Below are 24,605 nucleotides of genomic sequence, written 5' to 3'. Positions count from 1 at the left end.
AACCCTTGGGCCTGGCCCGGGCGTCCTGGTCACCGAGTGGGCACGACCCGCCCCTCGGTGAACAGGAGGCACACCCATGAAGCAGCGCGCCGCACGCACCGTCTCGATCGCCCTCGCCGTGGCGCTGTCCGCCGGAACGGCGGCACTGGCCCCGGCCGCACAGGCGGCGGATCGGCAGCACGGCCACGAGGCCACCCGGACCGCGTTAAGCGCGCTGGTCGAGAAGGGCGGACTCCCCGGAGCGGCGGCCAAGGCCGTGGACAGCAAGGGGACTTGGTTCGGCGAGTCGGGCTACGCGGACACCGGAACCGGCCGCAAGCGGTCGGCCGGCGAGCACTTCCGCGGAGCCAGCATCACCAAGACGTTCGTCGCGACCGTCCTGCTCCAGCTGGAGGCCGAAGGCAGACTGGACCTGGACGACACGGTCGAGCGATGGCTGCCCGGACTGCTGCGCGGCAACGGCTACGACGGCAGCAAGGTCACCCTGCGCCGGCTCCTCAACCACACCAGCGGCATCGCCGGCTACACCGACGACCCCGCCTTCCTCCACGACAGCGCGGGCCCCGGCTTCCCGGAGCACCGGTACGACACCCACACGCCCGAGGAACTCGTGGCGATCGCTCTGCGGCGCCCACCGCAGTCGGGCCCGGAGAGCGAGCCGTCGTACTCGAACACTAACTTCGTCATCGCGGGCATGGTCATCGAGAAGGCCACGGGCCACGGCTACGCCCAGGAGATCACCCGCCGTATCCTCCGGCCGCTGAAGCTGCGCGGGACGTCGTTCCCCGGCACCTCGCCCCGCATGCCGAAGCCCCACCCCGTCGGCTACTCCCGGCTCCACCAGGACGCCCCCGACGCCGAGATCCACGACGCCACCGAACAGAACATGACCTGGCTGGGCGCGGCCGGTGACGTCATCTCCACCAGCGGCGACCTCAACCGGTTCCAACGGGCCCTGGTCAAAGGTCACTTGCTGCCCCAGCGGCAGATGAAGGAGATGTTCGAAGAGGTCCCGGCCGGGCACGGCACCGGGTACGGACTCGGGGTCGAGTTCGCGCAACTGTCCTGCGGGGTGAAGGTGGTGGGCAAGAGCGGCCGTACGAACGGCTCCCTGTCCGCGATGGCCGGCACCCTGGACGGCGAACACCAGCTCACCTTCAACATCAACGGGGACTGGCTCCCGAACTCGTCCCTCTACACGGACGTCATCGAGGCGGAGTTCTGCGGGAGGACACCGTCCCGGACGGACCGGGCGCCGGTCGTGCCCCGCCTCGGCTAGCGGGACGCCAGCGAGCCGAGGTGTGTCCTGCGTGCCTCGGCCGTCTGGCCCTGCACCAGCAGGAACATGCCCTCTCGCGCCAGCCGTTGCGCCCGGCTGCCCAGGTCCATGGACCGGCCGCCCCCGGCCACGATCGCCGCGGTCGTGGCCGCGCGCAGGAGGTCGTACGCGCGGGTCTTGACGGCCAGGCGTTCCGGGACGCAGTCGTGCGAGGCGGGCCGGTCGGCCAGGGTGTAGGCCTCCGTGCGGACCTCGTCGAGCCGGGAGCGCAGCGACCGGGCCGTGTCCCGGCCGTCCGGGGTCTGCTCCACCAGGTCGAGCGCCGCGTACGCCACCCCGAAAACGGCCGGACTGGCGTTGGCGGCCCGGGGCAGGTCGACCTGGGCGAACTCCTCCTGCGAGGTGCGCAGCACCACGGCCTCCTCCGGCAGCCACAGGCCGTCCAGGTCCAGGGACACCGTACGGGCGGCGGTCAGGGCCGCGAGCCGCATGGGCGCTGACGGTGTCAGCCCCGGCTGCTCGCGGGCCTCGGCGAACCCGAACACCACCTCGGCCGTGTCCGTCACCCCGGCCAGCAGCATCACGTCGTTCAGACCCCACCCCGTGTACCAGGGCACCTTCCCCTCGAACCGCCAGCCGCCCTCCTGGCGAACGGCCCGCACCGGCACCCGGGGGAAGGCGCGGACGTGGGCGAAGGCGATGCCGGCCATCAGTTCGCCCGTCGCCAGCGGACGCAGGAGCTTGTCCCGGACGGGCGAGTCGTAGGTGGCGAGCAGCTTCACCGGTGTGTGGTGCTGTGTCTGCACGAACCAGGTGGAGCAGCACGCCCCGGCCAGGATCTCGGCGGTCTCCCGCGCCACGGCCACGGGCGCGTCCGCGCCGCCGTACTCCTGTGGCGCGACCACCCCGAGCAGCCCGGCCCGTTTCACCGCGGCGACATGGCTCGCGGGCACACCCTCCTGGTCGACGCGTTCGGCCTGCGGGACGAGGAGATCGCGCGCCAGCCGCAGGGCGCGGGTGACGAGCGGATGGGGTGTGGTGGTCATGAGGGGATTCTCGCGGTCGACGGCACGGTCCGGCGGCGCGGGGCGTCGATCCGGGGGGCGTGTCGGCCACGACCGTCCCGTCACGGACGCGTGTCCAGCTCCGTGAGCACGTCGAAGTCCAGTCCGTCGGCCCGTGCCAGGTAGATCCGCTGGCGCACATGGGCGTCCCGCAGGTGCAGCAGCCCGCGCGGGCCCTCGTAGGACACCGCCCCGGCCCCCGCCGTGGCGCCGATCGCCGAGACGTCCAGTGTTCCGGCCCTCTTCAGCAGCGCGGCCAGCAGCAGCACACCCTCGTAGCAGGACTCGCCGAGGCTGCCGAGGGCGGGTGCCTGGACGCCGTAGCGGGCGGCGTACCGCCCGTGGAAGTCGAGGGTGTCGCGATTGGCCAGCGAGGCGAAGAACCCGGCGGTGCTGTAGAGGTCCTCCGTCGCCTCGGGTCCGCTCGCCACCAGCATGTTCTCGTCCATCAGCGTGCTCAGCCGCAGGCAGCGCGCGGGCAGGCCGTATGCCGCGAACGCCCGGTTGAAGCGCACCGCGTCACTGCCGACGAGCAGCATCAGCACCGCGTCGGCGTTCGAGCGCTCCACGCGGCGCAGCACGGGCTCGAAGTCGTGGGTGCCGAGCGGGAGGTAGGCCTCACCGGTGACGCGGCCGCCGCCGTCCCGGGCGTACCGGCGGGCCGAGCGGGCCGTGTGCCGCGGCCACACGTAGTCGTTGCCCACCACGAACCAACGCCGGACCCGGCGCTCGCGCGCCAGCAGATCCATCGCGGGCCGGAGCTGGTCGCCCGGGGTCTCGCTGGTCAGGAAGACCCCCGCCGTGCCCTCCCCGCCCTCGTACAGCGCGGTGTACACGTACGGGACGCGGTGCGCGATCCTCGGCGCGAGCGCCTGCCGTACGGAGGAGATGTGCCAGCCGGTGACTCCCTGCACGGCACCCAGGTCCACCAGCGCCTCGACCTCGTCCGCGATCTCGTCGGGTGGGCCCGAGCCGTCGACCGGCACCAGCCGCAGCTCCCTGCCGAGCACGCCGCCGTCCCGGTTGACCTCCTCGGCGGCCAGCCGCGCGCACAGTTCGCAGGTGGGCCCGAAGATCCCGGCCGGGCCCCGCAGGGGGAAGACGAGGGCCACGCCGAGCACGGAGTCGTCGGCCGTGAACCACTCGGGCCCTGGGAGGTCGTGCCGGAACATGGCGTCATGATTCCGGCTCCACCGGACGAACTCCAGTGCGTCTCCTACGATGGACACCCCTCGTGACCTAGGAGCAGGGATGCACAGCCCGAACCCGCGTCGTCCCGACGACCTCGTGCAGTTGCTGACGCGGGCCGAACGGCTGGCGGCGCGGCGTTTGCAGGGCGTGCTGGAGGCGGAGGGCTGCTCGCTCGACGCGTGGCGGGTGCTGGCCGCGCTGTCCGACGGCGAGGGGCACCACATGACGGGGCTCGCCGAGGCCGCTTTCCTGCCGCCTCCGACGCTGACCAAGCTGGTCGACCAGCTCGTCGACCAGAACCTGGTGCACCGCAGGGTCGATCCGTTCGACCGGCGCCGCGTCCTCGCCCATCTCACCCCGCGCGGCCGGGAGTACTGGCAGCGCGTCGACCGCGCCGTCCGTGCCGGTTGGCCGCCGCTCGGTGACGGCGACGACGCCCTGCTGCGGTCCCTGCTGGACCGGTTGGCGGCGACGCTGGAGGGCTCGGCGCGCGTGTGAGCCACGAGCGAGACACGGCGGGCCGTGAACCGGCTCGGACCCGAGAGGTCTGTGCCGGACAGGTCTGTGTCCGACCAGTCTCTGCCGGCCAGGTCTGTACCTGACTGGTCTACACCCTTGACTGGTACAGACCAAAGCGGTTGAGTGTGCCTCCCAGCCCCCCACCACGGCCGCCCCCACGCCGTGACCGGACCACCGGCGCGTGCGGTCAAGGGTCTGCTTCACCCTGCCCTCGTCGGGGTGCGGCCGTGCTCCGCGAAGGAGTTGAACCCGTGTCGAGACGCCGCATCTCCGCAGTCCTGGCCACCCTCGCCCTCGCCGGCACCGCGCCGGTGCTCCTGCCCGCCACGACCGCCTCGGCCGCCGCCTGCTCCAGCTATCCGAACTGGACGGCCGGGAAGTCGTACGCCGCAGGCGACATCGTCCGCTACACCGACGGCAAGGCGTACATCGCCGAGCACGCCAACCCGGGTTACGACCCGGTCATCAGCACCTGGTACTGGGAGCCCTACGCCTGCGACAGCGGTCCCGGCACGCCCAACGCCCGCTTCGTGGTGAGCGAGGCGCAGTTCAACCAGATGTTCCCGAACCGGAATTCGTTCTACAGCTACAGCGGCCTCACCGCGGCCCTGAGCGCCTACCCCGGCTTCGCCAACACCGGCAGCGACACGGTGAAGAAGCAGGAGGCCGCGGCCTTCCTCGCCAACGTCAGCCACGAGACCGGCGGTCTGGTGCACGTGGTGGAGCAGAACACCGCCAACTATCCGCACTACTGCGACTGGAGCCGGCCCTACGGCTGTCCGGCCGGGCAGGCAGCCTACTACGGGCGCGGCCCGATCCAGCTGAGCTGGAACTTCAACTACAAGGCGGCGGGCGACGCGCTCGGCGTCGACCTGCTGAACAACCCCTGGCTGGTGCAGAACGACTCGGCCGTCGCCTGGAAGACGGCCCTGTGGTACTGGAACACCCAGACCGGCCCCGGCAGCATGACCCCGCACAACGCCATGGTGAACGGCGCCGGTTTCGGCCAGACGATCCGCAGCATCAACGGCTCCCTGGAGTGCGACGGCAAGAACCCGGCGCAGGTGCAGAGCCGGGTGAACAACTACCAGCGCTTCACGCAGATCCTCGGGACGTCGCCCGGCGGCAACCTGTACTGCTGACGCCGGAGCGGCCGGCGTGGTGTCATGCGGGATGTCATGAACCTGACCGATGATCGGAGGGCATCCCTCATGCGCCTACGCACCCCCCACGCCCTGCTCGCCACGGCCGCGGCACTGGCCGCCGCGGTCGTGGCCCCCCAGCCCGCTGCCGCCGCCGTTCCGGCTCCGGGCACGTACTACGTCCAGAGCGCCACGACCGGGCTCAACGCGGCCGACGACGGCGGCGCTGTCGAGCAGCACAGACCCCGCGGCAACGAGGACCGCCAGCAGTGGCAGCTGAAGGCCAACGGCTCCTCGTACCTCCTGGAGAGCACCGACGCGCCCGGCACCTGTCTAGGCCGCACCGGCGACCAGGCAGCGACCGTCGCCTGCGCGAGCGCCGACGCCCCCTGGGAGATCACCCCGCTCGACGCCGACCGCTACACGCTCAGGGTTCCGGGAACCGCCCGCCACCTCACCGTGGCGCCCAAGCCCTCCGGAGCCGACTACCCCGCGCGCCTGGCCCTCGCAGGCGCGGGCGAACTCGCCGCCTGGTACCTCACCCCGGTGGCCCCCGTCACCGGTCCCATGCCGCCTCCGGACCGTCGCACCCTGGACCAGGTCACGTTCCTCACCACGCACAACGCATACGCCAACGGCGTCGACGGCGGCTTCGCCCCGCCCTTCGTCAACCTCGTGCCCAATCAGACCCGCGGCATCCAGCAGCAACTGGCCGACGGCGTCCGCGGATTCATGATGGACATCCACCAGACGCCGGACGGCGCGATCCTCTGCCACAACAGCTGCACCCTCGTCAGCAGGCCCGTCGCCCTGTGGGTCGACCTCCAGCGCATGGTCGACTTCCTGAAGGCCCACCCCGACCAGTTCGTCACCGTCTTCCTGGAGGACTACGTCGACCCTGCCGTCCTGCGCGCCGAACTCGCCCGTGTCAACGGCCTGTCGGACGTGCTGTACCGGCCCGATCTCACCGGCGTACGGCACAGCGGCTGGCCGACGATGACGGACCTGGCCGCCGCCGGCCACCGGCTGCTGATCCTCACCGACCACAGCCGCTCCGCCGACCAGGCCGCGGGCCTGACCCGGGACAGCTTCGGCGTCATGTACCAACGGGAATGGACGGTCGAGAACTACTGGTCGATGGGCTCGGGCGTCGGCACCTCCGACTGGTCCTGCTACAGCCGCTGGTACGGCCCCGACACCAACATCCCGCTGACCCGCACCGAACCCGCATTCCGCCCGCTGTTCGTCATGAACCACTTCCGTGACGTCCCGCTCGCCGGCACGGCCGGCACGGACAACACCAAACTCGCCGACCGCGCCCAGAGGTTCTGCCAGCCGGCCGCCCGCAAGAAGCCCAACTTCCTCGCCGTGGACCACTACGACCGAGGTAACCCGGCCTCCGCCGTCACCACGCTCAACGCGTACACGTATCCGTAAACCGGTTACGCCGACCCGGGTGCCGTGTGTGAAACTCCGCCGATGGACTCACAGACGATCACCGCGGCCGCCGCGGGCACCTTTGAACTCGGCGACCTGCCCGTCCACCGCATCGGCTTCGGCGCGATGCGGCTGACGGGCAGCGCCGCCTTCCATCACGGCACACCCAGCGACCGCGAACGCTCGATCGCCGTCCTGCGCAGGGCGGTCGAGCTCGGCGTGAACCACATCGACACGGCCGCTTTCTACTTCTCGTCCCTGCGCTCCGCCAACGAACTCATCAACAGCGCGCTCGCGCCCTACCCCGACGACCTCGTCATCGTCACCAAAGTGGGCCCGTACCGCGCCTACGACGGCGAATGGGCCACCTCGGCCCGCCCCGAGGACCTGCGCGGCCACGTCGAGGAGAACCTGCGCCAGCTCGGCCGCGACCACCTGGACGTGGTCAATCTGCGCCGGATGCCGAGGTACGACTCCGTCGCCGAGCACTTCGGCGCCCTCGCGGAGCTGCGCGAGGCGGGCCTGATCCGCCACCTCGGCATCTCCAACGTCACAGCCCGCCATCTGGCCGAGGCCCAGGCCATCGCCCCCGTGATCTGCGTCCAGAACCGGTACGCCCTCGACCGCCCCGACCCCGACAGCGACGAACTGCTCCGCGTCTGCGGCGAGCAGGGCATCGCCTTCGTGCCGTTCTACGCCGTCGCCGGCGAGGCCGGTGAGCAGGGCGCCACCACCGACCACGACGAAGACGTCCGAGCCGTGGCCCGGGCCCATGGCGCGAGCCCCGCCCAGATCCGCATCGCCTGGACCCTCCACCAGGGCCCCCACGTCCTCGCCATACCCGGCACCGGCAACCCCGACCACCTCACGCAGAACGTGGCAGCGGGCGCGATCCGCCTCACCGACGAGGAACTGAAGCGGCTCGGCTCGCGTCGCCACGAGGCCGGTTGAGCGACATTTACACGGCCCAGGCGCCCTCCCGCATGAGGTGCCTGCGGGGCAGCTCGTGCTGCTCGCACCACGCCTGCACCGCCCGCGGCCGCACCCGGAAGAACGCGTACGACGCGTGGTCCGTGCGCGGATCCCAGCCGGTCTTCGCGCGAAACGCCTCGGCCGCCGCCGACGGCGCCTCCCGCATCGGGTAGGTCCGCACCTCACCGTCGACGAGTACGACGTCCCGGGTGTCCCCGAAGGCCAGCCGGGCCTGCGCACCGTCCCGCAGACTGCGGCCGGTGGGGTTGGTCAGCCGGGTGCACAGCCACACCGCTTCGTCGTGCCACACGAACCACAGCGGCACCAGGCAGGGGATCCCTCCGGCATCCGCCGTCGCGACCCAGATGTCGATCTCCCGCTCCAGGCGGCCCAGCAGGTCGGCCTTGCGCTGCTCGGGGGTGCGGGGTGGCTCGTTGATCGTCATGGACGCGACGGTAGCGAGCGGCGGCGCCCGGCGCCTCGGGCCACGGTCCTAGGCCCGGGGACCGCGTCTTCCGCCTGGCGTCCGGGGCCGCACGTCCTGGACGATCTGTTCCCGGCACCCCTTGGACCGCATCACCAGGAGGAACCAGTGTCATACCCGCAACCGCTCACCCCCGAGGAGAAGCTCGCCGACGCGAAGAAGCTGTTGAGCCTCCCGCGTATCGTCGTGATCTGCGGCTCCACCCGCTTCATGGCCGAGATGAGCGAGGCCGATCTGCGGGAGACCAAAGCCGGAAAGATTGTCGTCAAACCGGGCTGTGACATGAAGTCGCCGCACGAACTCTGGTCCGATCCTGCCGAGGCCGAGGCGCTGAAGGTTCGACTCGACGACCTGCACCGGGCGAAGATCCGGCTCGCTGACGAGGTGCTCGTGGTCGGCGATTACATCGGAGACAGCACCCGAGCCGAAATCGCCTACGCCCGGTCGCTGGGCAAGCCCGTGCGGTTCACGCACCCCGAAGTCGACCCTGACGCCTGACCGCCCGCTGCCACGTCGACAACCAGGGCCGGCAGCCCGCCGCCTGACCGTCTCGCGGTGGCTTCGGCCGCCGCCCACCCCACACCCTCCGCAGGCATCCCTTGAAATCGATCATCTAGTAGAGGATCGAGGGCAGGTAAGCCCCGTCGGGCCGGTTGTACAGGCCGATGGTCATCAGGCTCATCAGCTGCACGACCTTGAGGCCGTTGGACATGCACCACCTGAGCAGCGCGCTGTCGCCCGCGGGTACGAGGATGCCGGGACCGCCGAACTGCGGGGCCGCCGCGATCAGGGCCTGGAGGTCCGGGACGGTCTCGCCCACGGCGTGCGCGAAGAAGGCCAGGTCGGTGGCGTAGCCCGTGACCCGTCCTGCGCGCTCGACGACCCGGGCGGTGCCCTGTTTGAGCGCGTCGGCCACCTCGCCGCCGCGGTCCACGCCGTGGACCTGCCGGCACACGTCGTTGCAGGCGCCGAGGTCCGCGTCCGTTGCCTCCCGCACCTCGTACCCGGGCATCGCGCGCCCGATCGGCGCGCCCTGCACGCAGGCCACCGTGGCCCGGTGGGCGAAGCCCAGGCTCATGTACAGGGAGAACGACCTGTTGTGGTAGCCGCTCTGCAACAGCCGGATGCCCGGCGCCCCCCGCTCGTCGGCCCGCTCCATCACGTCCAGCATCAGGCGGCGGCCCACGCCCGCGTTCTGCACGGTGGGGTCGACGGTGACGGGCCCGACCCCGACGACGATCGAGCGTTCGTCGAGGAAGTTGCTGCCCACGATCCGCCCGTCGAGCTCGGCGACGACACTGTAGAAACCCGGGTGCGTCAGGGCTGCTTCGATCAGCGCGACACCCACGTCGGGGCTCGGGATGTCGGGCGGGAACGCGTGCTCCTTGGCGATGCCGGCGAAGGCCTCGTAGCAGATCCTTCCGCACTCTGCGGCATCGTCCGCAGTGCCCGGGCGCAGTATGAGATCCACGATCGCCATCCCCTTCTCAGCACACCCCGCGCGGCGACCCACCTCTCGCTTCCATCCTCTGCGCCTCCCGGCCGGGGCGCATCCGGCACGGCGACATCCCGGGTCGTGTCCTGTCCCTGGATCCTGGCCGCCCAACGCCGCGAACGCGCCCGCCTCCGCAGTGAGAAGGGCCTCTTAAGGCTCCCGGACAGTGATGTCAGTGGTGTGTGGTGGGATGACCGGACTCTGCCGCTGATCCGCCGGGAGGCCCTCGTGACGTCCTCGTACCCGACTCTGACTCGTGCCCTGGCCGAGGCTTTGGTCGATGTCCTGTGGTTCATCGACGGCAGCGAGGACGAGCAGATGGATCAGGACGACGCGGTCAAGGTCATGGAGGGGTTTGGGCACGTGGTCAGCACGCTGCCGAGTGATCAACGACAGGAGCTGATCGCGCTGGTCGGGGAGATGGCAGCCGCCGAGGGCAACCCGGCTCGCCGCGCGTTCCTGGAAGAGTTCCCGGAGGGCTTCGGGCTGATCGATGATGAGTCCTGAGAAGCCTTCTCAGAGGATTTCGCCCTGTACCTCGAAGAGGCTCCGGGCGCGCAGTTCCACCTCGGCGTCGCGGACGCCGAGTCGGGGATGAACGGCGCGCCGCACACACCCGATTTCGCCGCCGACGAGCGGGCGATCGGCCACGGCGTGCACGCCATGGCCGGCCTGCTCACCGACCGGCCGGCAGCCCAGCACTAGGCCGCCTCAGGCTCAGGGCCGTGTCCAGATACTGCGCCACGCCCTCGCCCAGTGACCAGTCGGCCGACTCGTTCTCGGTCAGCACGACGAACACGTTCCGCGGCTCGGTGCCCGCGTACGCGTGGGCGAGCTCGGCGGTCCGGCGGTACAGCGCCTGCTTCTGTGCGGGCGTACGACCGGAGCGCAGGGTGATCGCGATGTAGGCGATGCCCTCGTCGCGGTGTACGCCGAGGTAGTCGTCGCAGCGCAGGGTGCCGCTCGTGCCGTCGTGGTCCACGAGGACCTGGAACCGGTCGTCGGGCGGGATGCCGATGGTCTCGGTCAGGGCGTCGTGCACGGCACGGCCGAGTGCGGCCAGGCGCTCGGGCCCGGCGCGGAGCGTGTCGATGCGGACGAAAGGCATGGGACCTCCTGGGGGCGATCGGGACTGTACATACTAGTAGTTACAACGCTGCTCACGGAAGTCGGCCCGGTAGTTGGCATCCGTGAGGTTTTACGTATAACCTCTCCGGTCAACCGCCCGCTCCGAGAGGCCCTGATGAGACGTATCGCCCTGGTCACCCTCGTCGTCGACGACTACGACGAGGCGATCCGCTTCTATACCGACGCCCTCGGCTTCCGGCTCGCCGAGGACGCGCCCCGGCCCGACGGGTCCCGCTGGGTCGTCGTCGAACCCGGCACCCCGGGGGCCGGCACCGGTCTGCTGCTGGCCCGCGCCAAGGGGGAGACCCAGGCCGCCCGGGTCGGTGACCAGACCGGCGGACGGGTCGGCTTCTTCCTGCACACCGACGACTTCGCCCGCGACCACGCCCGTATGACCGCGGCGGGCGTGACCTTCCTGGAGGACCCGCGTCACGAGCCGTACGGGACCGTCGCCGTCTTCCAGGATCTGTACGGCAATCGCTGGGACCTGCTGCAGCCCGCCGGCTGACCTTCCCGCCCCTTCGAACCATCTGCCCGAGGAAAGACCGCCATGACTGCTACGCGCGTAGACACCGACCTGATCCGCCGCCTCCCCAAGGCCGTGCTGCACGACCACCTCGACGGCGGTCTGCGCCCCGCCACCGTGGTGGAGCTGGCCGAGGCGGTCGGCCACACCCTGCCCACCACCGACCCGGACGAGCTCGCCGCCTGGTACTACGAGGCAGCCAACTCCGGCGACCTGGTGCGCTACATAGCCACCTTCGAGCACACTCTCGCCGTCATGCAGACCCGCGAGGGCCTGCTGCGCACGGCCGAGGAGTACGTGCTCGACCTGGCCGCCGACGGTGTCGTGTACGGCGAGGTGCGCTACGCCCCCGAGCTGAACACCAACGGCGAGCTGACCATGGCCGAGGTCGTGGAGACCGTCCAGGAGGGCCTCGCGGCGGGCATGGCGAAGGCCGCTGCCGCGGGCACACCCGTACGGGTCGGCACCCTGCTGTGCGGGATGCGGATGTTCGACCGGGTGCGCGAGGCGGCCGACCTGGCCGTGGCGTTCCGCGACGCCGGCGTCGTCGGCTTCGACATCGCCGGTGCCGAGGACGGCTTCCCGCCCGCCGACCACCTCGCGGCCTTCGAGCACCTGCGCCGCGAGAACGTGCCGTTCACCATCCACGCCGGAGAGGCGCACGGCCTGCCCAGCATCCACCAGGCCTTGCAGGTGTGCGGCGCCCAGCGCATCGGGCACGGCGTGCGGATCACCGACGACATCCCGGACCTCGCGGCGGGCAAGCTCGGCCGGCTCGCGGGCTGGGTGCGCGACCGGCGCATCGCGCTGGAGCTGTGCCCGACGTCCAACCTCCAGACGGGCGCCGCCACCTCCATCGCCGAGCACCCGATCACCGCGCTCAAGGACCTCGGCTTCCGCGTCACCCTCAACACCGACAACCGGCTGGTGTCGGGCACCACGATGACCCGTGAGATGTCCCTGCTGGTCGAGCAGGCGGGCTGGACCGTCGAGGATCTGCGCACGGTCACCGTCAATGCCCTCAAGAGCGCGTTCGTCCCGTTCGACGAGCGCAACGCACTCATCGCTGACGTGGTGCTGCCCGGTTACGCCGCCGCGCTCTGAAGCAGTCCCCGCAGGTAGGCGGCCTGTCCGATGTGCTGGAGATCGTCGGACAGGACGCTGACCAGCCGGACGCCCAGGGTGACCGGCGGGTCCCAGCGCTCGTCGACGACGCGCTCCAGGTCCTTGGCGGCGAGGCCCCGCAGGGCGTCCAGGCTCTGCTCGTGCACCGCGTCGTGGTAGCCGGTCAGCAGCTCGGCCGAGTCGACCCGGACCCGGGCGACCTTGGCCGGGCTGTGGCCGTAGCCCGTGTCGCGGCGGGGGAGGTCAAGACCGAAGCGCTTCTCCCAGTCCTGGGACAGCCAGACCTGGTCGTGGCCGAAGGCGTCGGCCATGTGGTCGTCCTGGACGCGGGTGAGGTGCCAGACCAGCCAGGCGATCGAGTTGGTGTCGGGGGCGGGACGGGCGCTCAGCTCGTCGGGCCCGAGCCCCTCGACGGTGGCGTGGACTTCTTCGCGGATGCGGCTGAAACCGTCGATGAGGATGTCCTTCGCATGCATAGCTCCACCATCGCGCATCGCCGGGGATCACGCGCCGGGGGGCGCGCCCGCAATCACACGCAGGGGGATCACGCGTCGGGAATCCAGCTCCCATGGAAGCCGAGCGGCACCCGGCCCGGGAGATGGATCCGTGCCACCGGTTCCCCGGTGAAGTCCTGGGCCGCCAGGATCACCAGGTCCGACGCCCCGCGGTCCGGGTTGTGCACATACGCGATCGCGTACCCGTCGTCCTCCGCCGCCCTTCCGTCACCCGGGTCGGACGGCACGAACACGGCCTCGCTCGCCGCCGCGCCGACGGGCAGCCGATGCACGTCGCAGGTGCCGCGCAGCAGGTCGTGCTTGAGGAGCGCGTTGGAGAAGGCCCCGTCGGGCGGGGTGCCGTCGACGGCCTGGTAGGCGAGCGACATCTCCGCGGCCGCGGCCGAGTAGCCGTACCGGTGCCGACGGGACACCAGCGCCTCGTTGACGCGCGGGAACTCCTGGGGGCGGTCGTCGAGGGTCCTGGTCCGCACCCGCCCGTGGCGCAGGTCGATCGTCCAGCGGTCGAGCCGGGGGGTGCCCGCCGTGTGGGGGCCGCCCGAGCCGTTGCCGGCGACGAGGAACGGCGCGTCGAAGTTCGTCATGTCGACGACGATGTGCGGCCCCTCCTCGTACGCGTTGAGGGTGTGCGAGTAGTAGACCGGATCGACCTCGAACCAGCGGACCGCGCCGCCCTTGCGGGGCAGCACACCGACCCGCGCCGGATGCCCGTCGTTCCAGACGTACGGCACGAGGTCGCCGCGCTCGGCGCCCGCCGGGTCGAAGGTGACCGGCATGTCGAGGATCACCACGTGGTGCTCGGTGAGCGCGAAGTCGTGGATCATCGGGGCGTCCGCCACCGGGATCCTCGTGGTCCGCACGACCCGGCCCGCCGGGCCGACGACCAGGTGGCGGACGTGGTCCCAGGTCGGGTAGTAGGCGATCGCGTGCAGCTCGTCGGCATGGACGTCGAACTTGGTGTGCGCGGTGAGCGGGCCCTGGAGTGTGCCCCGGAAGTCGTACGTGCCGACGGTGTTCAGCTCGTCGTCGAGCTCGTACGGCAGCGGGCCGCTCTCCTGGAGCGCGAGGATCCGCCCCCGGTGAGGGATCACATGGGTGTTGCACGGGAAGTCGTCCGGCGGCACGGGACCCGGGTAGGGCTCGCCGAGCTTCTTCGCCACCTGCGAGGAGCGCACCCAGCGGTTGCGGTACCACTCGGCCCGGCCCTCGCGCAGCCGCACGCCGTGCACCATGCCGTCGCCGAGCATCCAGTGGTGGGCGCGCGGGTCCTCCAGCCCCAGGACGTTGGGGCCGTTGCGCAGGTAGCGGCCGTTCAGCTCACGCGGGACGCGGCCGGTGACCGGAAGGTCGAAGGCCGTGAGCTCCTCGGTGACCGGCTCGAACGCGCCCTCGAGGAAGGGGAAGCGGCGCGGCGCCGCGGGCGCTGCCATGGCCGGGGCGGCCCCGGCGCCGGTGCCGACGAGTGCGCCGGCCGCCGTGATCGCCGCTGCCCCGCGCAGCACGTTCCGTCGTGTGGGATCCGTCATCTGCCCTGCTCCTGACCGTCGTCGCCTTCGGGAACGGTCACGAGTCTGCTGTGCGGGACGGATCGGGTCAGGAGGGGTGGACACCCTCCTGGGGTGGTGCCAGACCCCCTGTTTCCAGCAGGCCCATCAGAGCCCGGGCCGCCGGACTGGTCGCCTGCTCGGGCGGGAGCAGGGCCACCGTCTCGTACACGGCGTCTTCGGCGCCCGTCACCGGCAGGGCGGTCAGCGAGGCCCGCTTGTGCCGGAAGTGACGTGGCACGACGGCGATGCCCAGGTCCTCGTCGACGAGGTCGAGGAGGCTGTGCACGTCGTTGACCTCCAGGGCGACGCTCCGGCGGACACCCGCCGCGGCGAACGCGGCGTCGGTGGTGCGCCGCGGCCCCCAGTCCGGATGGAAGTCGACGAAGACCTCACCGCCGAGATCCTCCGGCGTCACCGCGGCCCCGGCCGCCGCGAGCCGGTGGCTCGGATGACACAGCACGGTCATCGGCTCGCAGGTCAGCGGCACGGTCCGCAGCTGGTCGGTGTCCTCCTGGGCGGTGCGCACCGCGAACGCCAGATCCAGCCGCCCGGCCGCGACCTCCTCGGCGAGGGCGCCCGAGCCCGCCTGCCGCAGACAGATCTCCACGTCCGGGTGGCGTCTTCGGAAGGCCGCCAGCAGCCCCGCCACATGCACCCCGGCGATGCACTGCTCGGAGCCGAGCGCGAGCATCCCGCGCAGCACGCCCTGCACCGCGGCCACCGCCTCGTGCGCCGAGCGGACCTGCGCGAGGATGCGCTCCGCCTCGCCGAGCAGCGCCCGTCCGGCCGGGGTGAGCGTCACCCGGCGGGTGGTGCGGACGAACAGCGGCGTCTGCAGCTCCCGCTCCAGGGCCCGGATGGACGCCGACAGGCCCGACTGGGACACCAAGAGGCGTTCCGCCGCGCGGGTGAAGTGCTGGTCCTCGGCGACCGCGACGAAGTGCTGCAGGTGACGCAGTTCCATGACTGAGAAGCGTAGCCGCTGAATTCCATCGGATTCTTCTGTTGGACGTATGGGCGCAGGTCACGCCAGAGTGGACACCGGTTTCCTCACCGACCGTGCCAACCCCTCTGGAGTCGCGTTGTACACCGCACACCCCGACCGCTACGCGGACATGCCCTACCGGCGCACCGGACGCAGCGGTCTGAAGCTCCCCGCGCTGTCGCTCGGCCTGTGGCACAACTTCGGCCCGGACCGGTCCGTCGAGACGCAGCGCGCCATCCTGCGCCGCGCCTTCGACCTCGGCGTCACCCACTTCGACCTCGCCAACAACTACGGACCGCCGCCCGGCGCCGCCGAGTCCGCGCTGGGCGAGTTCCTGAAGGCGGACTTCGCGCCGTACCGCGACGAGCTGGTGATCTCCACCAAGGCCGGCTACGTGATGTGGCCGGGCCCGTACGGCGAGTGGGGCTCCCGCAAGTACGTGCTGTCCTCGCTGGACCAGAGCCTGAAGCGGATGGGCCTGGACTACGTCGACATCTTCTACTCGCACCGCCCCGACCCCGACACCCCGCTCGAGGAGACGATGGGCGCCCTGCACTCGGCGGTGCAGCAGGGCAAGGCGCTCTACGTCGGCGTCTCCAACTACTCCGCGGAGCAGACCCGCGAGGCCGCCCGCATCCTGGGCGAGCTGGGCACCCCCCTCCTCATCCACCAGCCGCGCTACTCGATGCTGGACCGCCGCCCCGAGGACGAGGGCCTGCTCGACGCCCTCGACGAGCTCCAGGTCGGCTCCATCGTCTTCTCCCCGCTGGAGCAGGGCGTGCTCTCCGCCCGCTACCTGGACGGCATCCCCGAGGACTCCCGGGCCGCGAGCGACAGCCCCTTCCTCAACTCCGACGCCCTCACCGAGGACCTGGTGGGCCGGCTGCGCGACCTGAACGACATCGCGAAGTCCCGCGGTCAGACCCTGGCCCAGATGGCTCTGGCCTGGGTGCTGCGCGGCGGCCGGGTCACCTCCGCGCTGGTCGGCGCGAGCAGCGCGCGGCAGATCGAGGACAGCGTCGGCGCGATCGCCAACCTGGACTTCGACGCGGAGGAGCTGGCCCGGATCGACGCCATCGTCAAGCAGTAGCGGGCGCCTGCCCGGGGCGGCCCCCGGGCACCCGAGCCACGAGCGGATCGGCTGACGAGCTGATCCGCTCCTCGAGGTGCATCGCAGGCGCCGGACTCACGCCCCGGCGGGCAGCCGGTCCAGGAAGCCGAGCACGGCCCTGATACGGCCCTGCCCGTCCAGGGTGATCACATCCGACCCGGCGACCGGCGCCGAGCCGTCGACCGTGCTCACCAGCTCCCACGAGAAGCGGGCGATGTCGTGATGCCCGTCGACACCACCGGTGAGCCGGAACTCGAAACCGGGGAACTGCTCCCGGGCCGCCGCGATCACCGCGGCGATCCCCTCGTGGCCGCTGACGTCGGCCAGGGGATCGGTGTACCTGCCGTCCTCGGTCCAGGCGGCGGCGACCGCCTTTGCGCGTGCCGAGCCGTTGTCGGCGTTCCAGGCCTCGAAGTAGCGGGCGACGGCGTCCTCGTGGCGGGGGGCGGTTGCGGACATGGGAGATCAGCCTCCGGAAAGGTTGTCACTGCTGGTCAGGGACCGGGCCCGCGCTCGGCCGACCCGGTACGACCACCTTGCCCGCACCCGCCGGGAGCGTCGATTACCTCCGCAGTCATGGGCCGTCGCCACCGCTCGCCGGATTTCGGCCAACTCGGGGGGTGAATATGCCAGGAGAGTGGCCGGAAAGTCGTGGTGACAGTGATTCAGTAGTGAACATACTGACCTGCGAGAGCGCTTTTCACATCGAGCGACGGCGCCTTCACGCACAGCACGCGAACCGCAGAAGGGGCGAGGCCGGCCGGCAGACGGGCAGGGCTACGGGGGAGGGTCACGTGCACGACGAGTTTCTGTGCCACGTCACGGCGTACGGAGTGTGCGACGGCCGCCGGATCGGAGTCCCCCTCGGCACCTACCGGGCGCCCACCCTCGCCCTGGCCCTGTGGTGGCTGCGCGACCGCGCCTCCTGGATCGCCCAGCGCCTCGACCCCCGGCCGGACGCCGAGCACTTACCGCAGGGCTCGCTCGTGCCGGTCGCCCCCACCGTGCCCGACGTGCCCATGCTGCTGCGCGCCTGGTGCGCCGATCCCGCCCAGCAGGAGCGGGTCGCCGAGGAGTTGGCGGCCGGACGGCTGGTGCGCATCGCCACCAGTGACGACACCACCGAGTACGAATTGCTCGCCGAGTCCGTGGACGCCCTGCGGATGCAGCGCACCGCCCCCTTCGTCGGCATCACCGTCGGTTGACCTGCGCACCTCTTCGCCCAGGCGCGTACCAGGGCACATCGGTAGAATCTTGACCATGGCGCAACCCTCGGTAGCACCAGAGCTCGTCCTGGAGACGGAGACGGGCACCACCGTGATGATCCCGGGCCACGACTACCACGTAGGGCGCGACCCGTTGTGCGACATCGTCATCGACGACGACCGGGTGTCCTGGCACCACGCGGTGCTGAAGCCCGAGGACGGTCACTGGACGATCGAGGACGAGCACAGCACCAACGGCACCTACGCCGACGGCCGCCGCATCCGTGAACGGGACGTCGGGCCCGGCAGCGTCATCCGCTTCGGCAATCCGGCCGACGGACCCCGCATGACCCTGACGGGACGCCCCGCCCCCGCCGCACGCAGGCCGGAACGCCCCTCCGCAGTCTCCATGCCGGCCCACACCGGCACCTACCGGCAGCCCACGACCGTACGGCCGTTGCCCTCCCGCACCGTCCGCATCGGCCGCGCCACCGACAACGACCTGGTCATCGACGACCTCGTGGTATCCCGTCGGCACGCCGAACTGCGCGCCCTGGCCGACGGAACCTACGAGATCACCGACCTGGGCAGCCACAACGGCACCTACCTCAACGGCAGCCGCGTCACCAGCGCCCCGGTCGGCCCGGGCGACATCGTCGGCATCGGCCACTCGGCCTTCTGCCTCGTCGGCGACCAACTCCAGGAGTACGTCGACACCGGCGAGGTCTCCCTCGACGTGCAGGACCTCGCCGTCAGCGTCGACCGCGGCCGCAAGACGCTGCTGGACCACGTGTCCTTCCCGGTGGGGGAGAAGTGCCTGCTCGCCGTCGTCGGCCCGAGCGGCGCCGGCAAGTCCACGCTCCTCAACGCCCTCACCGGCCAGCGGCCCGCGGGCCACGGCACCGTCCTCTACGACGGCCGTGACCTCTACCGCGACTACGCCGAGCTGCGCCAGCGCATCGGACTGGTCCCGCAGGACGACATCCTGCACGCGCAGCTGACCGTCCGCAAAGCCCTCTCCTACGCCGCCGAACTGCGCTTCCCGCAGGACACCGCCAAGGCCGAGCGGCGCGCCCGGGTCGACGAGGTCATCCGCGAACTGGGCCTGGAACAGCGCGCCGACCAGCCGGTGCACAGCCTGTCCGGCGGCCAGCGCAAGCGCGTCAGCGTGGCCCTGGAACTGCTGACGAAGCCGTCGCTGCTGTTCCTCGACGAGCCGACCTCCGGCCTCGACCCCGGCATGGACCGCTCGGTGATGCACATGCTGCGCGGCCTCGCCGACGACGGCCGGACCGTCATCGTCGTCACCCACAGCGTGCTCAGCCTGGACGTGTGCGACCGGCTGCTGGTCCTCGCGCCCGGCGGCAAGATCGCCTACTACGGGCCGCCCGAGGACGCCCTGTCCTTCTTCGGTTTCGAGGAGTGGCCGGAGGCCTTCGAGGCCTTCGAACGGGACACGGACCGGGACTGGGCGGGGGAGTACCTCGCCTCGCCTTTCCACGGTCGGTACGTGAGCGACGCCTCCGCGCAGCCCCAGCAGCCCCGGTCCGAGCCCGTCGTCATCACCGCTCCGCCCCGGCCGCGCAGCCGGGGTGCCCAACTCGGCACGCTGGTGCGCCGGTACGCGGCCGCGCTCAGCGCCGACCGCACCTTCCTGATCATCATGATCGCCCTGCCGTTCGTGATGGGCGCGATGGCCCGCGCCCTGGCGGGCGGCAAACTGACGCAGGACACGGCGATGAACGCGCTGCTCATCCTGTGCGTCGGTGCGGTGCTCACCGGGGCCGCCAACGCCGTCCGCGAACTCGTCAAGGAACGCGTGATCTACCAGCGGGAACGGGCGGTCGGCCTGTCCAGATCGGCGTACCTGATGTCCAAGGTCATCGTCCTGGGCGTCATCACCGTGCTCCAGGCGGTGGTGCTGACCCTGGTCGCCCTGTTCGGCGTGGATCTCAACGCACCGGGCGGCGAAGGCGTGCTGATGCCGCCGCTGGTGGAGATCACGGTCGCCGTCGCCCTGCTCGCGTTCACGGCGATGATGCTCGGCCTGCTCGTCTCGGCCCTGGTGCGCAAGGAAGAGGTGACGATGCCGCTGCTGGTGCTCATCGCCATCGTCCAGGTCGTCTTCTGCGGAGCCCTGTTGAAGCTGGCCGACACCCCGGGGCTCGAGCAACTCGGCTGGCTGGTGCCGGCGCGCTGGGCGCTGGCCGCGATGGCCGGCACCGTGGGGCTCGCCCGGATCGTGCCCGACGACCTGACGAAGGACCCGCTCTTCGAGCATGCGGTGGGCACGTGGCTGCTGGACGTCGGGATGCTGGTCGTCCTGTCGGTGCTCTTCGGGTTCCTGGTGTCCCGCATGCTGCGCCGGCACGAACCGGCCGTCATGCGGAAGTAGGGAGCGCCGATGACGACCCCCGGCTTCCGGCCCACACACGTCGTCCCGCAGCACGGGATGCCCGCCTGGGAGGCCCCCGACCCGGCCCGGCCCACCGTGGACCTCGATCCCCTGCTGCCGGTGCAGCTGCTGGAGCGCCAGGGCGACTGGGGGCACGTGCTGTGCTTCAACGGCTGGTCGGCATGGGTCGACGGGCGCCGTCTGGTCGCCGTACCGCAGGATCCGCCCGCCGCGGACGGGCCGCTCACCCGCACCGCCGATCCGCGGCCGCTGCTGGGCCGGGCGCAGGAAGCCCTGGCGCGCTACCGCTCCGCGGTGGAGGACCTCGCGACCGGCCTCGACCGCGAGTCGTTCCGCACCCGCACCCACGGCATGCGGATCGGCGTCGTCGTCGACGGTGAGTCCGTGTGGCTCTACGACTCCGCCCATGGGCACTGGGTGTACGCCGACGGCACCCGGATGACCACGTACGCGACGGACGAGACGCCCGAGGCGGGAACGGCGTCCAGCCCGGCTGCGGCGCCGGTGCAACACCCGGCGCGAGTGGTGCCGCCCGAGAATCCCGTCGAGCCGTCCCGGGCACGGAAGGCCGCCGGCCCGGCCAAGTCGCCGCCGCCGGCGCAGAGCGCACCCGCCGGGCCCACGCGGGTGGTCCCACCCGAGGCACCCTCGCCCTCGGGAACGGCCCCGCCCGAGGCCCCCGGACCGACGACGGGGCCCGTGCCCCCCGAGGCTCCGGAGCCCACGCGGGTGGTGGGTTCGGATGCGCCCGAGCCCACGCGGGTCGTGGCTCCCGAGCCCACCAGGGTCGTGCGCCCCGACGCTCCGGAGCCCACCCGGGTGGTGGCACCGGATGCGCCCGATCCCACGCGGGTCGTGGCGCCGGATGCGCCCGAGCCCACGCGCCTCGTGTCCCCCGAGGAGCGCAAGGGCGGGGGCGAAGGCGAGGAGGAGGCGGATCGTCCGGGCGCCGCGCCGCCCACGCGGGTCGTGGCGCCGGATGCGCCCGAGCCCACGCGCCTCGTGTCCCCCGAGGAGCGCAAGGGCGGGGGCGAAGGCGAGGAGGAGGCGGATCGTCCGGGCGCCGCGCCGCCCACGCGGGTCGTGGCGCCGGATGCGCCCGAGCCCACGCGCCTCGTGTCCCCCGAGGAGCGCAAGGGGGAGGAGGCGGATCGTCCGGGCGCCGCGCCGCCCACGCGGGTCGTGGCGCCCGAGCCCCCCCGGGTCGTGCGCCCCGACGCTCCGGAGCCCACCCGGGTCGTGGCTTCGGATGCGCCCGAGCCCACGCGCCTCGTGTCCCCCGAGGAGCGCAAGGGCGGGGGCGAAGGCGAGGAGGAGGCGGATCGTCCGGGCGCCGCGCCGCCCACGCGGGTCGTGGGGCATGAGCCCACCCGGGTCGTGGCTTCGGATGCTCCCGAGCCCACGCGCCTCGTGTCTCCCGAGGAGCGCAAGGGGGAGGAGGCGGATCGTCCGGGCGCCGCGCTGCCCACGCGGGTCGTGGCTCCCGAGCCCACCCGGGTCGTGCGCCCCGACGCTCCGGAGCCCACGCGGGTCGTGGCGCCGGATGCGCCCGAGCCCACTCGGGTCGTGGCTCCCGATGCGCCCGAGCCCACGCGCCTCGTGTCCCCCGTGGAGCGCAAGGGCGGGGGCGAAGGTGAGGAGGAGGCGGAGCGTCCGGGCGCCGCGCCGCCCACGCGGGTCGTGGCGCCGGATGCGCCCGAGCCCGCGCGGGTCGTGAGCCCCGACGCTCCCGCGCCCACGCGCCTCGTGTCCCCCGTGGAGCGCAAGGGCGGGGGCGAAGGCGAGGAGGAGGCGGATCGTCCGGGCGCCGCGCCGCCCACGCGGGTCGTGGCGCCGGATGCGCCCGAGCCCACGCGGGTCGTGAGCCCCGACGCTCCCGAGCCCACGCGCCTCGTGTCTCCCGTGGAGCGCAAGGGCGGGGGTGAAGGTGAGGAGGAGGCGGATCGTCCGGGCGCCGCGCCGCCCACGCGGGTCGTGGCGCCGGATGCGCCCGAGCCCACGCGCCTCGTGTCTCCCGTGGAGCGCAAGGGCGGGGGTGAAGGTGAGGAGGAGGCGGATCGTCCGGGCGCCGCGCCGCCCACGCGGGTCGTGGGGCATGAGCCCACCAGGGTCGTCTCGCCCGAGGGTGACGGGCGTTGACCCGCGAGACGAGCCTGTTCGCCGGGCGGCCCTCCGAGCTGGTCGGGCAGCAGATCGCCGGGTACCGGATCGAGCACGAGATCGGGCGCGGCGGCATGGCCGTCGTGTACCGGGCCCGCGACCTGCGCCTGGAACGCACCGTCGCCCTGAAGCTGCTCGCCCCCGAACTCGCCCGCAACGACACCTTCCGCCGCCGCTTCACCCACGAGTCGCGGGCCGCCGCGGCGATCGACCACCCGCACATCGTGCCCGTGTTCGAGGCAGGCGAGACCGACGGCGTGCTGTACATCGCCATGCGATACGTCCCCGGCAGCGACCTGCGGCACGTCCTCGACCGCGAGGGCCCGATGCCACCCGTCACCGCCCTGCGCGTCGCCGCCCAGGTCGCCTCCGCACTCGACGCGGCCCACGATCACGGACTGGTCCACCGGGACGTCAAGCCGGGCAACATCCTGGTGGCCCGCGGCACCGACAGCGACCACCCCGAGCACGTCTACCTCACCGACTTCGGCCTGACGAAGAAGTCCCTGTCGCTGACCGGCTTCACCACAGTGGGCCAGTTCGTCGGCACGCTCGACTACGTCGCCCCCGAGCAGATCTCCGGCAAGCCGGTCGACGCCCGCTGTGACGTGTACGGCTTCGCCTGCGTCGTCTTCGAGACCCTGGCCGGCCATCCGCCCTTCCTCCGCGACGACGACATGGCCCTGCTCTGGGCCCACCAGTACGACGAACCGCCGCCGCTGACCGAGGGCCGGCCCGACCTCGACCCGCGCGTGGACCCCGTCCTCGCCCAGGCCCTCGCCAAGAGCCCCGACGACCGGTACCCGTCCTGCCTCGCGTTCGTGGCCGCACTGCGCGCCGCGACGACCGGCGGCGAAGCCGACGCCCCCAGGATGCCCACGCGGGTGGACCGGCAGCTGCCGGGCACGGGGGAGGAGCGGCCCAAGCAGCCGCCCCGCTGGGCCGAACCGGTCTTCGTACAGCGGACGTAGTTCGCGGCGTCAGCTCTCGCCGCCGGTGCGCACTTCGCCCCGTCGCCGCACGCGACGCGCCAGCAATGCCCCGGCGAACCCGGCCGCCAGCCCCCACGGGACGGCCAGACCCACGGCACCCCACAGCTTGGGCCTCAGGAACAGCTCGCCCCCCAGACCGCCGCCCAGGTCACCGATGCCCAGTACGGAGAGGCCGAAGTGCGCGGAGATCCGCCCCACGAGGCAGATCGTGAACACCGTGAGCCCGAGTGCGAGTGCCATGTGCACCGCGTGCTGCCAGGCCCGCACCCGGGCCGGTGACCGGGCCGCCATCACGAACCCGGCGGCCAGCAGCAGCACGACGTCGACGACCAGCAGCCACCACACCCGGCCGTCGTGCTCGGCGAGGGTCCGCAGGTTCAGCTCGGAGACGTCCGGGGTGCGCAGCACCTCGTCGAGCACATGTGGCATGGGCAGCCCGAACGGTCCCTCCACCCTGCCGTTCCAGGTGGCGCCGAGCCCGATCGTCAGCGCCAGCCACACCAGGTTGGGGATGCCCAACAGGATCACCGCGAACGTCTCCCGCGCATGCCCCTTGGTCGCCGCGACGACCAGGGCGGCGACCACGCCGATGACGACGCAGGCCAGCAGCAAGGCGACCATCGCGTACGCGGCCGGCCGCACCGACGCCTGAAAGCGCAGCAGCCCCGCGGGCAACGGCGCCCCGCGGGACACCAGCAGCGTCAGCACCAGCACGCCGGCCAGCCACACCACGCCGACGAACACGGACAGCGGGACATCGGTGGTGAAGCCGACCTTCGGCGATGCGCCGAACAGGTCGCCGAGTTCACCGAGCGTGTCGTCCCCGAGGGAGATGTCGAAGGTGTGGCGGGCGGCGAGAGTCAGGCCGATCAGCGCGATCAGCCACAGGGCCGCCACCCGGCCGGCCCAACCGGCCAGCTCCGCCGCACCGGCGACCGCGCGATGCCGCAACGGCCGCAGGAAGCCCCAGGCGAGCACCAGCGCCCCGGTGAGTGTGACGGACAGCGGAATCACCGTCAAACCCGCCTGTGTCGAGGCGAGGTCGCCGGCGCTTCCGGTGAGTTTCACCGTGCCGCCGACCGCGGTGACCATCGTGGCCGCTACGACGGGGCCGAAGGACCCGTCCGGGAGATCGCCGGCCCCGGCCGCCCACAGGCCCAGGGCCGCCACCACCGCCATGGCGAGCAGCCCGGCGAGCACCGTGACGAGGGCATGCGCCCAGCCGTGGCGGGCGACGGCCCGCTCGCCGGAGGTACGTGTCTGGCCGGAGGGAGTGCGCGAACTCACGCTGCCACGCTAAGCAGCCCCTGTG

At 72.0% G+C, this 24,605-nt stretch carries 25 protein-coding genes; 14 read left to right on the top strand and 11 right to left on the bottom strand.

Translation table 11 applies throughout. The features are described 5' to 3' along the window. Positions 1-76: 76 nt before the first annotated feature. Positions 77-1,279, top strand: a complete 1,203-nt coding sequence (locus FDO69_RS34845; RefSeq protein WP_104786454.1) for a serine hydrolase domain-containing protein — start codon at positions 77-79, stop codon at positions 1,277-1,279. Here the strand turns inward: FDO69_RS34845 and FDO69_RS34840 are convergent. Continuing rightward, complete coding sequence (locus FDO69_RS34840; RefSeq protein WP_104786451.1) at positions 1,276-2,325, bottom strand: acyl-CoA dehydrogenase family protein; 1,050 nt, start codon at positions 2,323-2,325, stop codon at positions 1,276-1,278. The genes FDO69_RS34845 and FDO69_RS34840 overlap by 4 nt on opposite strands. An 80-nt stretch (positions 2,326-2,405) precedes the next feature. After that, positions 2,406-3,515, bottom strand: a complete 1,110-nt coding sequence (locus FDO69_RS34835) for a substrate-binding domain-containing protein (protein ID WP_104786448.1) — start codon at positions 3,513-3,515, stop codon at positions 2,406-2,408. Positions 3,516-3,594: 79 nt separating this feature from the next. On the opposite strand from FDO69_RS34835, the gene FDO69_RS34830 reads away from it, so the two are divergent. The 4 genes from FDO69_RS34830 (at position 3,595) to FDO69_RS34815 (ending at position 7,583) form a co-directional block, all read left to right on the top strand. After that, positions 3,595-4,032 carry a MarR family winged helix-turn-helix transcriptional regulator gene (locus FDO69_RS34830; RefSeq protein ID WP_104786445.1) on the top strand — a complete coding sequence of 146 codons (438 nt, stop codon included), beginning with the start codon at positions 3,595-3,597 and terminating at the stop codon, positions 4,030-4,032. Positions 4,033-4,304: 272 nt separating this feature from the next. Further along, entirely contained in the window at positions 4,305-5,195 is an 891-nt protein-coding gene (locus FDO69_RS34825) for a glycoside hydrolase family 19 protein (protein ID WP_104786442.1), read from the top strand. Between the two features lie 69 nt (positions 5,196-5,264). Then, the gene (locus FDO69_RS34820) at positions 5,265-6,632 is read left to right on the top strand and encodes a phosphoinositide-specific phospholipase C-related protein (protein WP_104786439.1); all 1,368 of its coding nucleotides are present in this window, start codon (positions 5,265-5,267) and stop codon (positions 6,630-6,632) included. Positions 6,633-6,674: 42 nt separating this feature from the next. Continuing rightward, positions 6,675-7,583, top strand: a complete 909-nt coding sequence (locus FDO69_RS34815) for an oxidoreductase (RefSeq protein ID WP_167526740.1) — start codon at positions 6,675-6,677, stop codon at positions 7,581-7,583. A gap of 7 nt (positions 7,584-7,590) precedes the next feature. Here the strand turns inward: FDO69_RS34815 and FDO69_RS34810 are convergent, their stop codons facing one another. Next, positions 7,591-8,049 carry a pyridoxamine 5'-phosphate oxidase family protein gene (locus FDO69_RS34810; protein ID WP_104786433.1) on the bottom strand — a complete coding sequence of 153 codons (459 nt, stop codon included), beginning with the start codon at positions 8,047-8,049 and terminating at the stop codon, positions 7,591-7,593. A gap of 147 nt (positions 8,050-8,196) precedes the next feature. On the opposite strand from FDO69_RS34810, the gene FDO69_RS34805 reads away from it, so the two are divergent. Further along, positions 8,197-8,586: a TIR domain-containing protein gene (locus tag FDO69_RS34805; protein ID WP_167526739.1), complete on the top strand. Its 390-nt coding sequence runs from the start codon at positions 8,197-8,199 to the stop codon at positions 8,584-8,586. A gap of 115 nt (positions 8,587-8,701) precedes the next feature. On the opposite strand, the gene FDO69_RS34800 is transcribed toward FDO69_RS34805, so the two are convergent. Further along, positions 8,702-9,568 (bottom strand): GNAT family N-acetyltransferase, encoded by an 867-nt coding sequence (locus tag FDO69_RS34800; protein WP_104786430.1) that lies wholly within the window; start codon positions 9,566-9,568, stop codon positions 8,702-8,704. Between the two features lie 243 nt (positions 9,569-9,811). Here FDO69_RS34800 and FDO69_RS34795 point away from each other — a divergent pair, with 243 nt between their 5' ends. Then, entirely contained in the window at positions 9,812-10,090 is a 279-nt protein-coding gene (locus FDO69_RS34795) for a hypothetical protein (protein WP_170320986.1), read from the top strand. A 9-nt stretch (positions 10,091-10,099) separates the two neighbouring features. Here the strand turns inward: FDO69_RS34795 and FDO69_RS42800 are convergent, their stop codons facing one another. Continuing rightward, positions 10,100-10,234 (bottom strand): hypothetical protein, encoded by a 135-nt coding sequence (locus FDO69_RS42800; protein ID WP_267896268.1) that lies wholly within the window; start codon positions 10,232-10,234, stop codon positions 10,100-10,102. Between the two features lie 25 nt (positions 10,235-10,259). Next, positions 10,260-10,691, bottom strand: coding sequence for a tautomerase family protein (locus tag FDO69_RS34785; protein WP_104786427.1), 432 nt, complete (start codon positions 10,689-10,691; stop codon positions 10,260-10,262). Positions 10,692-10,826: 135 nt separating this feature from the next. On the opposite strand from FDO69_RS34785, the gene FDO69_RS34780 reads away from it, so the two are divergent. Together FDO69_RS34780 and FDO69_RS34775 are read left to right on the top strand one after the other, a co-directional pair. Further along, positions 10,827-11,219, top strand: coding sequence for a VOC family protein (locus FDO69_RS34780; RefSeq protein WP_104786424.1), 393 nt, complete (start codon positions 10,827-10,829; stop codon positions 11,217-11,219). Positions 11,220-11,261: 42 nt separating this feature from the next. After that, positions 11,262-12,341: an adenosine deaminase gene (locus FDO69_RS34775; protein WP_104786421.1), complete on the top strand. Its 1,080-nt coding sequence runs from the start codon at positions 11,262-11,264 to the stop codon at positions 12,339-12,341. Here the strand turns inward: FDO69_RS34775 and FDO69_RS34770 are convergent. From FDO69_RS34770 to FDO69_RS34760, 3 genes are all read right to left on the bottom strand, one after another. Then, complete coding sequence (locus FDO69_RS34770) at positions 12,323-12,838, bottom strand: mycothiol transferase (protein ID WP_104786419.1); 516 nt, start codon at positions 12,836-12,838, stop codon at positions 12,323-12,325. The two genes, FDO69_RS34775 and FDO69_RS34770, sit on opposite strands and share 19 nt — an antisense overlap. Positions 12,839-12,906: 68 nt before the next feature. Next, on the bottom strand, positions 12,907-14,403 hold the full coding sequence (locus tag FDO69_RS34765; RefSeq protein WP_104786416.1) for a carotenoid oxygenase family protein: 1,497 nt from the start codon (positions 14,401-14,403) through the stop codon (positions 12,907-12,909). A 67-nt stretch (positions 14,404-14,470) separates the two neighbouring features. Then, positions 14,471-15,388, bottom strand: coding sequence for a LysR family transcriptional regulator (locus tag FDO69_RS34760; RefSeq protein WP_104786414.1), 918 nt, complete (start codon positions 15,386-15,388; stop codon positions 14,471-14,473). Positions 15,389-15,506: 118 nt separating this feature from the next. On the opposite strand from FDO69_RS34760, the gene mgrA reads away from it, so the two are divergent. Beyond that, positions 15,507-16,499 carry an L-glyceraldehyde 3-phosphate reductase gene (gene mgrA / locus FDO69_RS34755; protein ID WP_104786562.1) on the top strand — a complete coding sequence of 331 codons (993 nt, stop codon included), beginning with the start codon at positions 15,507-15,509 and terminating at the stop codon, positions 16,497-16,499. 96 nt (positions 16,500-16,595) lie between these two features. Here the strand turns inward: mgrA and FDO69_RS34750 are convergent, their stop codons facing one another. Further along, positions 16,596-16,979 (bottom strand): nuclear transport factor 2 family protein, encoded by a 384-nt coding sequence (locus FDO69_RS34750; protein ID WP_104786411.1) that lies wholly within the window; start codon positions 16,977-16,979, stop codon positions 16,596-16,598. 335 nt (positions 16,980-17,314) lie between these two features. Here FDO69_RS34750 and FDO69_RS34745 point away from each other — a divergent pair, with 335 nt between their 5' ends. The 4 genes from FDO69_RS34745 to FDO69_RS34725 are packed head-to-tail and all read left to right on the top strand — an operon-like array spanning position 17,315 to position 23,272. Next, a complete protein-coding gene (locus FDO69_RS34745) occupies positions 17,315-17,725 on the top strand; it encodes a hypothetical protein (RefSeq protein WP_104786409.1) in 411 nt (136 codons plus the stop codon). Positions 17,726-17,780: 55 nt separating this feature from the next. Continuing rightward, the gene (locus FDO69_RS34740) at positions 17,781-20,120 is read left to right on the top strand and encodes an FHA domain-containing protein (protein WP_104786406.1); all 2,340 of its coding nucleotides are present in this window, start codon (positions 17,781-17,783) and stop codon (positions 20,118-20,120) included. A gap of 9 nt (positions 20,121-20,129) precedes the next feature. After that, positions 20,130-22,280, top strand: a complete 2,151-nt coding sequence (locus FDO69_RS43145) for a hypothetical protein (RefSeq protein WP_420878567.1) — start codon at positions 20,130-20,132, stop codon at positions 22,278-22,280. Beyond that, positions 22,277-23,272, top strand: a complete 996-nt coding sequence (locus tag FDO69_RS34725; protein ID WP_104786403.1) for a serine/threonine-protein kinase — start codon at positions 22,277-22,279, stop codon at positions 23,270-23,272. The genes FDO69_RS43145 and FDO69_RS34725 overlap by 4 nt, the downstream gene beginning before the upstream one ends. Before the next feature lie 9 nt (positions 23,273-23,281). On the opposite strand, the gene FDO69_RS34720 is transcribed toward FDO69_RS34725, so the two are convergent. Next, complete coding sequence (locus tag FDO69_RS34720; protein ID WP_104786400.1) at positions 23,282-24,580, bottom strand: streptophobe family protein; 1,299 nt, start codon at positions 24,578-24,580, stop codon at positions 23,282-23,284. Positions 24,581-24,605 lie beyond the last annotated feature (25 nt).

It is taken from the genome of Streptomyces tibetensis (assembly GCF_007655005.1).
Classification (GTDB): domain Bacteria; phylum Actinomycetota; class Actinomycetes; order Streptomycetales; family Streptomycetaceae; genus Streptomyces; species Streptomyces tibetensis.
The sequence above is the reverse complement of the archived record's forward strand: the minus strand, read 5'-3'. Positions and strand labels throughout refer to the sequence as shown.